The 11,876-nt window shown below is 65.5% G+C and carries 9 protein-coding genes and 2 pseudogenes; 6 read left to right on the forward strand and 5 right to left on the reverse strand.

All coding sequences use genetic code 11. The features are described 5' to 3' along the window. Positions 1–22 precede the first annotated feature (22 nt). From EV192_RS19145 to EV192_RS19165, 5 genes and pseudogenes are all read left to right on the forward strand, one after another. Complete coding sequence (locus tag EV192_RS19145; protein ID WP_132117201.1) at positions 23–232, forward strand: MbtH family protein; 210 nt, start codon at positions 23–25, stop codon at positions 230–232. 260 nt (positions 233–492) lie between these two features. Further along, the gene (locus tag EV192_RS19150) at positions 493–1,524 is read left to right on the forward strand and encodes a MupA/Atu3671 family FMN-dependent luciferase-like monooxygenase (protein WP_132117203.1); all 1,032 of its coding nucleotides are present in this window, start codon (positions 493–495) and stop codon (positions 1,522–1,524) included. Then, positions 1,509–1,721: pseudogene (locus EV192_RS19155) on the forward strand (flavin reductase); the annotation flags it as partial. The gene EV192_RS19150 and the pseudogene EV192_RS19155, both read left to right, overlap by 16 nt. Positions 1,722–2,088: 367 nt before the next feature. After that, positions 2,089–3,018: a phosphotransferase gene (locus EV192_RS19160; RefSeq protein WP_132117205.1), complete on the forward strand. Its 930-nt coding sequence runs from the start codon at positions 2,089–2,091 to the stop codon at positions 3,016–3,018. Positions 3,019–3,192: 174 nt separating this feature from the next. After that, positions 3,193–4,134, forward strand: coding sequence for a hypothetical protein (locus EV192_RS19165; RefSeq protein ID WP_207926135.1), 942 nt, complete (start codon positions 3,193–3,195; stop codon positions 4,132–4,134). Between the two features lie 52 nt (positions 4,135–4,186). On the opposite strand, the pseudogene EV192_RS57410 reads toward EV192_RS19165, so the two are convergent. From EV192_RS57410 to EV192_RS19185, 3 genes and pseudogenes are all read right to left on the reverse strand, one after another. Then, a pseudogene (locus tag EV192_RS57410) lies at positions 4,187–4,803 on the reverse strand (DUF3885 domain-containing protein). Between the two features lie 1,842 nt (positions 4,804–6,645). After that, a complete protein-coding gene (locus tag EV192_RS19180; protein ID WP_132117209.1) occupies positions 6,646–6,957 on the reverse strand; it encodes a hypothetical protein in 312 nt (103 codons plus the stop codon). A gap of 223 nt (positions 6,958–7,180) precedes the next feature. Then, entirely contained in the window at positions 7,181–7,693 is a 513-nt protein-coding gene (locus EV192_RS19185) for a hypothetical protein (RefSeq protein ID WP_132117211.1), read from the reverse strand. A 458-nt stretch (positions 7,694–8,151) separates the two neighbouring features. On the opposite strand from EV192_RS19185, the gene EV192_RS19190 reads away from it, so the two are divergent. Further along, a complete protein-coding gene (locus EV192_RS19190) occupies positions 8,152–8,571 on the forward strand; it encodes a hypothetical protein (protein WP_132117213.1) in 420 nt (139 codons plus the stop codon). Positions 8,572–8,778: 207 nt separating this feature from the next. Here EV192_RS19190 and EV192_RS54835 read toward each other — a convergent pair whose 3' ends face one another. Both EV192_RS54835 and EV192_RS19200 read right to left on the reverse strand, forming a co-directional pair. Continuing rightward, positions 8,779–9,105, reverse strand: a complete 327-nt coding sequence (locus tag EV192_RS54835) for a GNAT family N-acetyltransferase (RefSeq protein ID WP_207926136.1) — start codon at positions 9,103–9,105, stop codon at positions 8,779–8,781. Between the two features lie 1,407 nt (positions 9,106–10,512). Then, positions 10,513–11,544, reverse strand: a complete 1,032-nt coding sequence (locus EV192_RS19200) for an esterase/lipase family protein (protein WP_132117216.1) — start codon at positions 11,542–11,544, stop codon at positions 10,513–10,515. Positions 11,545–11,876: the final 332 nt, after the last annotated feature.

The raw sequence follows: 11,876 nt of genomic DNA on the forward strand, positions 1-11,876 counted from the left end.
CATGAAAGGAGGCCACTTCGCCATGACAAATCCCTTCGAGGACCCGGAAGGCAGTTACTTCGTGCTGATCAACCAGGAGGAGCAGTACTCGCTCTGGCCGGAGTTCGCAGACGTACCCGGCGGATGGTCCGTGCTCTTCGGCCCGGATCGCAGGCGGAAGTGCCTGGACTACATCAGCGAGAACTGGTCCGACATGCGGCCGAAAAGCCTCGTGGTCGCGATGCGTTCTTAGGAGGTTCGGCCCGGGATATCGCATCGAGGCGGAGCAGCCACGGAGAGGACGTTATGATGAATCGCCGGTGCCGCGTTCCGGTCACCTAAGCTATTTCCAGCAATTGTTTTGGCGATCGCTATCGGTGTGACCCTGGCGTACAGCGTGTACTCAGGGGAATCGGGTAATGAACAACCCCGGTATTTGTTCCTGCTGCGTCGGACGCGCCGGAATCCGCTGCGGCAGACCGCTATAACAGGTTGTTTACTGGAGGATGAATCGTGGATTTCAGTCTTTTCTACTTCGCTTACCACGGAGCCGGCGGAACCCGGCGGATGCCTTACAATCTCCTACTCGAAGGAGCACGTTTCGCGGATCGGCATGGGTTCACGGCGGTGTGGACCCCGGAACGGCACTTCCATCCGTTCGGTGGGATCTATCCCAACCCCGCCCTGACAGGCGCGGCGCTCGCGGCCATCACGGACCGGGTCGAGATCAGGTCGGGGAGTGTCGTTGGCCCGCTTCCTGACCCGATCAGGATCGCGGAGGAATGGGCGGTGGTCGATAACCTCTCTGACGGCCGGGTAGCGTTGTCCTTCGCACCCGGCTGGCCCAGCACCGATTTCGTCCTGGCGCCAGAGGACTATTCTCAGCGCCGGGAAGTTCTCATGCGAACGATCGATACCGTGCGGCGGTTGTGGTGCCAGGAGGCGTTCGAACTGGCAGACGCCACCGCCGAACCGGCGACCATACGCATTTACCCAGCTCCGGTGCAGCCCGAAGTGCCAGTCTGGCTCACGAGTGCGGGCAGCCCCGATACCTTCCGGGCAGCCGGTCAGCTCGGCGCTGGGCTTCTCACCCACCTGCTCTGCCAGAATCTGGAGGAACTCGCCAAGAAGATCACTGTCTATCGTGAGGCCTATACCGGGACAGAAGCGCCACGGGTAGCGGTCATGCTTCCCACCTTCCTCGGACAGGATCGCGGGGTGGTCCGGGAGACCGTCGGTGTCCCGTTCCTGCGCACCCAGGCGGGGCTGCTCCTGCGGGCACCAGCCGACGTCCTCCCAGGAGTAGATCCAGATGACCTCGACCCGGACGATCTGGAGTTCGTCGTCGAACAGGCTTTCGATCGCTACTTCGAAACCGGCGGTCTATTCGGCCAAGTGGAAGTTGCCGCGCGGCTGCTGGACAGACTCGCCGAGATTGACGTCGACGAGGTGGCGTGCATGATCGACTTAGACGTGGAGGCTAGCGCCGTGCTTGCTAGCCTCGGCTATCTGGCTACGCTTAAGGACGTATGGCAGACCTCGTGACCGGCCGCCGGGTAGCTTTGACGGCGGACGATACCGCGTTGCGGCGAGTATTCGGCAACTTCGTCACCGGAGTAGCCGAAGGCACGACAACAAGCAGTGGCGGGGCCCATCGGGTCCGCTGCCATACGTTCGTACTTCTGTCGCTGGATCCGCCGCTGGTGCTGTTCTGTGCGGCCAGGACCTCGCGAACCTGGCCGAAGATCCGCCGACCTTCCGGCACACCGCCCCATACGCCTGGGCACGGCTGCTGGTTTTCTGGCATGACGTTGTCCCCATTCACCTTACGGATCCAGGTACGCCATCAGGCCCGCAGACACCTCCTCCAGTCCACGTCCGTTGTGTGGGCGATACAGCAGTGCGCCTCGTGGTGCACCAAGATCATCCATGAACCCCGGCCGTGGCCGGGTGTTACACCCGGGAACTGGTGCATTTGTCAGACACACCTCGGCCGCGGCGGCCACAGGGGCAGCAGCGATGGTGTGATGCGCTGGAGCTTGCGCATCGATCACATGTCGGAACGGTCGGACAGCGTTGTCGTAGTCGAACCCAGTACGGTTGCTCCGCATGACCGAGATCGAGACCGAGATCGAGATCACCGCGGGTCTGATTCGCGACCTGCTGCGGGACCAGCATCCGGACTTGGCCGAGCTGCCCCTCCGCGAGGTGGAGGGCGGCTGGGGCAACCAGATGTGGCGCCTCGGGGACGAGCTGGCCGTGCGGATCCAGCGCATGGACACCGACCACGATCACCAGCTCAAGGAGCGCCGCTGGCTGCCGCTGCTCGCCCCACGCCTGCCGCTGCCAATCCCCGTCCCGGTGCGGAGTGGTGCGCCCTCCGAGCGTTTCCCCAAGATTTGGACGGTCATGACGTGGGTGCCGGGCCTGCCGCTGGACCACGGGTCGATCACCCGCGGCGACCACGCGGCCGACACCCTGGCGGCGTTCCTTCGGGCGCTGCATGTGGCAGCGCCCGCCGACGCACCGGTTGATACGGGCCGCGGCGCGCACCCCAGGGACTGCACGGACGGCTTCGACCATTTCTTCGACTCCGTCGACGCTGACGCGATCGGCTCCGACGCCGCCGACGTCCGGGCCGTCTGGGACGACGCGGTCGCGGCCCCCGCATGGGAGGGTCCGCCGGTGTGGGTGCACGGCGACCTGCATCCCGCGAACGTCGTTGTCGCGGACGGGACGCTGGCGGGCGTTGTCGACTTTGGTGACATGTTCGTCGGCGACCCGGCGTTGGACCTGGCGGCCGCCTGGGTGCTGCTGCCGGCGGGCGCGGCCGCACGCTTCTTCGCCGCGTACGCGGAGGCTGACGAGGCGGCGGTCCGGCGCGCCCGCGGGCTGGCCGCACTGAAGAGCCTCTTCCTGATGCTGATGGGCCAGAACGGGGACCGCGGCCTGCCCGGCGGCAAGCCGGCGTGGGGTCCGGCGGGACGGGCGGCCCTCGACCGGGTCCTGAGCGAGCGTCTGGCCCGATTCCACGAATAGATCGACGGCATACTTCGACTGTTTCACCTAAGCTTCTTGAGGGGGTCGCGGAGGCTGGGAAGGGCCAGGAGGCTGTGTAACTGGGGTTGACGGGACTACTTGCGTCCCGACCGCCAGGCGGCCTGCACTGGTCGAGAATGCGATGTTCGAAAGAATCGAGTCCTCCGTCCGCGAGTGAGCCTGGCGACCGGGCGTGGCGCGCTCGGCTCCCGAATCCCGCTATTCCAACACGCTCTGCTGCTTCATCGTCAAGATCCTGACTCGCCGCTGCCCCGTGACGGGGAGCCGTACCCGGACGAGGAGCTGCACCGCCGGCGTCGCGGTACCGCGCCGCCATCCTCGGCAGACACTTCAGCGACGCGCACGCACCGGCAGCGGGTACAGCACACCGGCCGGTGGCTGGTTCGCCACGGCCCCGATCGCTGCTCGGCCACCGTCGAGCTGACCCTGCTCGCTACGGATCGAGCCGAGCAGGACATCCCGCTGATCCAGACCATCGGACTGCTGTCCAACACATTCGGGCCGTTGGCAGCAACGGCGCTGGAGCGGCGGTATGGCGGCGAGCAAGCCCTGCTGTGGCTGGCCCAGCGTGTCGCTGGCTGGGGCTGGGTCTCGGTCATCGAGGAGGTGTGCCGATATCGGCCCGCGCCCCGCCGGTGGCTGCTGCGCCATGCCTGCGACGGTGACATCGATGGCTACTACGCTGGCCAGGTCGCCACCGCATGCCACCTCCACGACGCAGTCCTCAGCACCGAGATCGACGATGACCTGGTCGACCACACCGGGCGGCTACTGGCGTTCATGGCGGACAGCTTCGGCATGGGAACGACCCTCGAACACTGTCCCCGGCACCCATCGTCCTCGCCGCGCACGCGACTCACCTCGGCCGGCAGGGCACCGACCGTGAGCAGGTACGTCCAGGCTGGGATCATCGTTTCCACCTCACGAACAAGCCCCCGCCTGAGTGCGGATGCACCACCGAACAACGCGACCGCATCGTGCGGCAGTACCGCACGGTGCTGGACCGCCAGGACTGGAGCGACGCCGTGCGCGCGAACCTCGACCAGGACGACCGCCACGCTGTCTGGTTCGCCACCCACGTCGCGACACGGCTAAGCCTGCGTGCGTTCACCGATCCACCACACGTCGACCGATGACCCACCACCGATCAACACCCCCTCGTCGTTCGATGCAGGGCGTCGCCGCTGCGGCCCGTCGACATGAGCTGGCGTTGGGCGGTCAGTGGCCCAGGGGATGGGTGGAGAACCAGTCGGGGTCGCGGTTGTTCAGTGCGTCGCGTTCGACGGCCGTGCACCAGTACGTCGGCGCCGCCGTCGTCGGGATGGTGGATGCCGTCGAAGGACGGGCTGGTGATCATCACTCCGCTGGTGGCGTCCTCGGCGACGGCACGGAGCACATCGTCGATCACGCCGGGCTGCCATTCCATATGGTCGAGGAACAGGTGGGGTGTAGGTGATGAAGTCCGGGTTCGCCACGTCTTCGTTGGTGCGTACGGGCAGCTAATAGTGCGCGCCGGGTACCAGTGCGTGTTATGTGTTGACGGCTCACGTTTTGTCGACCAGCTGGTTGTGACGATCCGAACCTCCTGCCCCGGAACAAGTCATCCAGAATGGAGTTGTACCGGTGAAGTGCGATGCGGCAGTCGGCGTCGTCTTCGGGGTAGCGTCTGGATTCAGGCAGGCTGTGGAACCGTCCCCACCGGTCAGGGAAGGCGTGCTTCAACCTGTCTGCCAACGGGGGCACCCGGGCCACTGTTGGCTCCACAGCGCGGACAGCTCATCGTTCGACATGTGATCACCTTCCCGACAGGTCGCGACCGAGCCCCGCTGGGCCACCCGACGCCTACCGCTCTCGACCGGCTGAGCCCGTCGACGATACCCACGGAACTCATCCGCACGCAGGCCATGTTCGTCGCTCGTCCGCCGAGTGGTATGACCCGTCAGAATGACGTATGAGCTGACTGCGGTCCGTATGAACAGGGTGGAGCTGGAGCGAAACTGGAGCGACGAACGCACTTGACCTGCTGTCAGCTGATGTCAACCGTCCTGAACGGACACATGTTGTGCAGAGGATTCCTTGTTCCTGCCGCTCATTGTCCTTTGTGGACGATCCCTTGCGGGCAAGGGGTCGTGGTGGATCCCTTGCCCGGGTTGGGTGGACGCGCGTGCGTGTCAGTCGTCGTAGAAATAGCCTTTGACCTTGGTGTTCTCGTTGGCGGAGTTGACTGTGTCGAATGGTGTTCCGGTGCAGTCTGGGCTCGGGTAGACCGGCACGGGTGGATGCTCAGGTTGGTGACCCTGGTGGTTGTTTCGTTCGTGAACACCGGAACCGACACGCAGACGGACTCGTTGACTCCGATGTGGAGGGTGCGGCCATCCATCCTCGGCGTGATCCGTGACACAACGTGAGCGCAGCTCGGAAAGGTCACGATCCCTACCCGCTAACGGACCAATCCTGGTGACGTACCGTAAGTGGTTGCTGGGTGCGGGGGCTCGGTGAGGTTGACCGACTCACGCCACATCACGCGCGAGCATCCACATCGGACACCACTCGGCCTGTGGAAAACTGGGCACTGGTAGCGCGGCAAGGCCGGCGCGGGCGTCGTCCAGCGATCCAGCTCGCCCCACTACTGGACGCCTGGCTCGCCCAGCGGATCGCCGACCCGGGTCAGGCCGCGCCGCTCGTCGACCGCGACGGCCGCCGGATCACCCGCTACCAGGTCGACTACCTCGTCACCACGCTCGCCGCGGGCCGCTGGCGTCCCCGGACCCGCACCAGATCACCCCGCACAGCACCCGGCACGCGTTCAACACCATCGCGAAAGCCCGCGGCGCCAGTCTGGAGCAACGCCAGACCGCGCTGGCGCACGCCAGCGCGGACACCACCGCGCTCTACGACCACACCGACGTCCCTGGCCAGCGACCCCGCCCACCTCGTCGCGGCCGCCACCTTCGCCCCGTCGACCAGCACCGATGCCCGGACATCCGGCAGGCGGGGCAGACCCCGGAGCGCGCGGCAACCGGTGCCCCGGAATGGAAAGCCACCCCGCGCACGACACCAGTTCGCCGCGAGCAACATTGACGACGGAGAAAGGGCGGCGCACCTGATGGCACGGTTCCAGCGGTTTACCTGAGACGACCTGACCACCCACACCCGCGACGAGCTCCTCCCGCGGCTGGAGGCTGAACAGGAATACTGGGCACGCAAGGAAAGCGCGGCCTTTCCGCCGCCGATCACCAGGCCCGCAAGGAGTTCAGCGACCTCGTCTACGCCGTGACCAACCCGGCCGATCTCGCCGACTCGATGGCGGAAACCACGGCGTGGCTCAAGGGCGAACGCTCGACGGATTCCGCGTACTTCAAGGAGAAGCCCCTCCATGACCAGTCCTGACCACACATCCGACACCGGCACGCACCCGACCCTGATCGACCTCGACACCGGCGACGAGTACGAGTGGGTCGGCGAGGGTTACAAACGGGCGGAATTGCATTCAATGCAACACCGCGCAGATGTCGGTGACGATCATCTCCCAGGTCGCAGAGTTGGGGCTGGTGTCTTCGTCTCGTTCAGCTTGAGCAGTCACGCTGATCTGAGTAATCCGGCGTCTCATCGATCCGTAACGGCCGAAGCAGGAACGCGGAAGACCGTCACACCACGGGAGTCGACGCCGTCAGGGCTTCCGGTGTCGATGGTGATGACCTCCTGGCCGTCAGCGATGATCTCGCGCCCGATGATCTGGCACCGGATGGCTGCCGCAACCGGGAACTGCCTTGGCCAGTCGCCTTCCACGCAGAAGACCGGTTCCTTGTCGATGAAGCTCCACAACCGGCCATCTGAGTCGATGAGCTGCGCTTCGACCAGTCCCGGCTGAGGCTCGTCGGCCACCCAGCGGACAACCTGACACGCGACTTCTGCCATCTGCGAATGGTGCCTGATCCGGCGTGACCTGACCACGTACGTGTCCGGCGGTTCTGGCCCAGCCCGAGGAGCACCGCGCCGGCTCTGACAGTCTCAAGGTTCGCAGCGTTCGCATGACTGCGAATACCGGTCTGGTGGCGACGACGCCACCAAGCCGCGCACGATGGTACGGAATTCCTGGTAGATCGCGATCGGAACTTTGTCTACCAGGAATTCACGTCATTTAAAAAGGTTGAAGACACTGGTCAAAATAGACCAGCTCAAGATTGCGTTCCCACGCGGTTTTTTTGGGGTACTGGACCTCGTAGGGCCGATCTCGGATTTGCGTCAACATGTTAAACAAGCCGCCACAGTTGATCCACTTTGACTGGCCGTCGATGTCGGTGTACATCACATCCACTCCGCGTTCCGGCGGAGGAGGCGGGTTCAATCCATCGACAGGGTTTGAAGGGTCCCACTGGTCGCCTCCATCGCCATCCCCTCCACTATCTCCTCCCGTGTCACCGCCACCGCCACCTTCGTCCCCGCCGCCACCGTCGCTACCTCCAGCGCATCCGTCTTCAGAGCAGTCGACAAGTTCCTGGTCGGCATGCGCGAGCACCGGGTTGGCTACCGATGAGATGCCGACAGTGACTACCGACATTCCCACCACGCCCATGGTGACTCTGGCCACCAACACAACTGCGGTAATGAGGTAAGCGATACGTCCGCGGCCAGCGCTCCTGGTTCCGGTCATATATCCTCCCAGTATAAATGCACCAATGCCGAGCGACCCTCGGCAGGTTCAGTGTTGGAGCAACCGACACTGTAGGAGCACGCTGCACGCAGCAGCATCAGGGAATCCCGCATACAAGCAGTGAAGGCGTGCGGCTGTGATCGGAGCCGTGTGGCGTGTCCTGTACGCCGGCGAACCCATCGGCACCGTCAAGCGGGACATCGACCTACGCGGCAGCAAGACCGGCTGGCAGGCCCGCATGGCCGACTACCAGTCAGTCCCCGTGATCGGCGTCTTCGCCGCCGGAGGCAAGACCAAGCTGTGGCGCACCCGCGACGGCGCGGCCTGCGATCGTCTGTCAGTGACCAGCGCCACGGGTAACTTGGGGTGGCATGGGGGAATCGCCGTAGCAGGACCTGGTCGACGCAGGTGGCCTCAAGGCTGTGCTCCAGGCCGCGTGTCCTGGCTGCGATATCGATGTGGGGGACGCTCCGGGCGCTTTCGGCGGCTTCGTGGCCACGGTAAGCAGGGGCGACCGCGCCGTGTACGTGATACCCGCTCGGGGCAAGCGCCTGTTCCGCGTGCGGCACAAGCTGCGGGGGACGTATCTGAGCTGGCTGGCCACGACTGAGTTGGCGGAGGTCGCCGGATCTGCTGCGGCCTGGCTCGGCGGCGCCACCGTGCGGGAGTTGGCCGTTGCGTGGCCGTTCGCCGACTTCGTCGACATCGCCGATGCGTATGAGAGCGGCGACCGGATCGAGTTTCAGTGGCAGGTGTACCGCGCGTACAAGAAGTCCGACCTGGGCGCGTTCATCAAGGCGGCGGCCGACTGCGGACGAGTACCGGGTGCCCGGCCCGTGGGTGCGGTCGGCCGGCGACGGACGGTTCACGGTCGTTGAGGATCGGCGTGTGGAACCGACATCACGTATGAGGCCGCCGAGGCGGTCCGGGTGTGCGTGGCCGAGATGGACCGCCTCGGCGTGCCGTCGCCCGAGGAGCTCCACTCTCGGGAGCATCATCAGTCTCGGTGAGGGGTTCCGTTGGCTGGCGTCGCATCGTGTGACGTTTGCCCTGCGGCTGGACGCAGCCCTGCTCCTGCGCGCCTGCTACCGGCGGATTTGAGGATCCCGCCACGTCGGCCAGACCGGCGGTCCGCCGCCGGGCAAGGTGATCTCCCCGATCACCTCGAAGCCGAAACTATTGTAGAAAGCGAAGTTGCTTTCCTTGCTGGACTCCAGGTAGGCGGCGCTGCCCTCGGTGTCGCACCGGTCCAACCGGTAGCGCAGCAGTTGGCCGCCCAGACCCTTGCCCTGGGCGGACGGGTCGACGCCGGTGTCCGCGAGATACCAGTGCGGCTCCGCCGGGCGCGCCCGCTCTGTCGCCGTCAGTGCCGCCGCGGCCACCCGTAACCGCCAGCCCAGCGCGCGCCGCATCGCCGGGCCGCTCAACGCCTGTCGCCACCAGGGGTATGCCGTCGGCGCGGCGGGTCCCAGAGCGCGGCGGCAAGGATCCCGGAGCCGTCGGCGACCAGCTGCGCCCGTCTCCTGGCGGGTGGTAGTACCGGACCAACCCGGCGAAGAACAGCGGCAGCCGCCTGCGTCGTCGCCGGCTTTCGTCCGGGATGAACCAGGACATCACCAGGTCGTCGTGGAACGCCCCGGCCAGGGTCGCCGACATGGTGTCCACATCCACCCGGGCCGCAGCGCGCTCATGCCCTCGATCTTGGCCCGCCTGTCAAGGCCCGGCACCTGAAGTGCGGGCCCCGGCATGGGGTGCCCGCTTGATCCCGCGGGACTCCGGGCCGCCGGGGGTGGCCAGTGCGTCGCTTGCCCGGTCTTGCCGTGAACGTGCCATCGAGGCTGCCGTCGTCACCACCGAAGCCGGGACTGGGGCCGCCTCCGGCGGCGAGTTCACCCCGGACAGCCGTCGGCTGCGGATGACCTACCGCACCGCCGACCGACACCCTCGCAGCCGCCACCGACCTGCGCCATTCCCGGCTGACTCACGCTGGCGAGGACGGGCTGAGCGAGGCCGACCTGATGAACCTGTCCGGGCACGATGACCGCCGCACCTTCCAGCGCTATCTCAAGCCCAGCAAGGAAGGCACCCGTCGGCGAATGGACACTGTGGACGCTCAGCGAGGTGCGTGGACTCCCGCCGCGGACGAGCTGGGCGGCCACCCATCAGTGACCGTACGTGCCATCGGAGTCTTCGAATGCCTTGCTGATCACGATTTCAAGTTCGTTTCGCCTGGCTGAGGTCGCGGATTCCGCACGAGATTTCCAGTCATAGAACGCGGATCGAGAGACCTCCAGCCACATACACATCTGGTTAATGGTGGGAGCGTAGGCTGTGTCCGCAGCCGTACCGGCGGCGTACTCCGCATCGATGAACTCGTACCTCGGGCTTACCGACGCTCCGCCGCGAAGTACGCCGTGGCTTCGCCAGGAACTCACACTTCATCTTGATTTCGCGGTTTCCCGCTCCAACTCGCGTAGCCGCGCCCGTTCGGACAGTTCCAGTGGAGGCTCGTCCCTCAGAATGCTTATCTCGATATGTCTTCACCCTTTCCGGAGAACACTGCTTGCGCTTTACTGACACTCCATCCCGTCCTTTCCAGCGAAGACCTTACTAGATCTCCTTGTCCGGAAGGTTCGACCGATACCGCCGTGCGGGCCTGGGGCAAGCAGGCCGAACTCGATGCCGGGGAGCGGACCGATGGGCTGACCAGCGCGGCGAGCTGGCGGCGTTGATCAACAGACGTCACATACACTGCCTTAGCTGCTCGGTTAAGCCGACGATGCGAACTCGCCAAGGTTGGGGATTCGAAAATCAGGCACTCAGCAGCCGGTGGCGAGGGTGTAGCAGCGTAGTGGTGGCTCGGCGGTGATCAGGTTCGATGTCGCGAACGCGTCGGCCACGCTTGCGGTGAGACCGGTGAGGTCGGTCGTGAAGGTCAGTGGGTTCACCCCGGACATGAACGGTCGCGTGCATGTGCTGAGGGCGTTGGGCTGGAGTCGGGTGATGTTGGCCGGGCCGGGGTTGTTCACCGCGTCCATTACGAACGCCTCTCCGGCCGAGTCGAAACTGCCGAGCTTGACGTGGTCGGCGACATACAGTGGGCCGCACAGGTCCTGCACGCGGTAGTTCGCGATCGAACCGTTACCGGTGGGCAGGAAGCCGCTGGTCGGTGGCAGGACCACCTCGTCCTGGTCGGTGATGATGCTGGTGTAGTCGATGCCGATGAAGGTTTCCTGGAAGGAGTTCAACGCCCGGTAGAAGTTGGAGTGGGTGCGTTGCTGCCACGCTGCGGCCGCGCAGGGCAGTTGGCAGGCCACGTCGGCATCCAGGGTGCCGTGGTTGCTTGGTGCCAGGCCGATGATGTCCTCGACCAGGGGACGCGTGTCGGGCCAGAACCGCAGTGACCAGCGGGCCACCATGCCACCCTGGGACCAGCCGAGGATGCTGACCTTGCGGTGTGCCCTGGCGTGCATGTCGCGGATGGCGAAGGTGACGTACTCGCCGCGGGTCTGGATGTCCTCGGAGTTGTTGAGAGCCTGGGGACTGGTCTGGATGTTCGAGGTACACCAGGGAATCCCGCGCATGGTCAGCGCGCGTACATAGTTCCAGCGGAAGTTCGCGTTGGTGTTGGACCAGGTGCCATCCAGCAGCAGCACCGGAGACCGGGACGCGTTGTCCAGGTTGCTGGAGCAGACCAGGCTGGCCGCCAGATCCCCGGTGGGCACGCTGAGTGCCGGACCCGGCCGGTCGACCGGCGCGAACTCCTCCTGGGCGCTGACTCCCGCCGCCGGCACCACCAACGCCGACAGCACCAGGGCGGATGACAACAGAAGACCACGCGTGACCACCATGGGTCCCATCTCCTTGCCGTGCCAGCCCCCAGGGCCTTCCACTATGCGACCGACCAAGGAGTAGGCACCCATCGTGACTGGATCATCTCCAATCCGTGACCATTACTCCATCTGGCCTACCTGTGGGCAGCCGTGGCCTACCGCTGGTGATCTCGGCGAGTTCGACACCGATCCACCCACGCTTTGCCAAGCGGACGTTCGTCACGGCCACAGCGCGCAGGAAGTGTACAAATTGGACAGTCCCTTGGCCAGGCGGTGGCGCTCGTCCACCACGATCACCATGTCCACCGGGGTGCGCGCACTGGGGCAAACGCCCCGCTCGGCCGTGCACA

Origin of the sequence: Actinocrispum wychmicini (genome assembly GCF_004345645.1) — a bacterium.
Lineage (GTDB): Bacteria > Actinomycetota > Actinomycetes > Mycobacteriales > Pseudonocardiaceae > Kibdelosporangium > Kibdelosporangium wychmicini.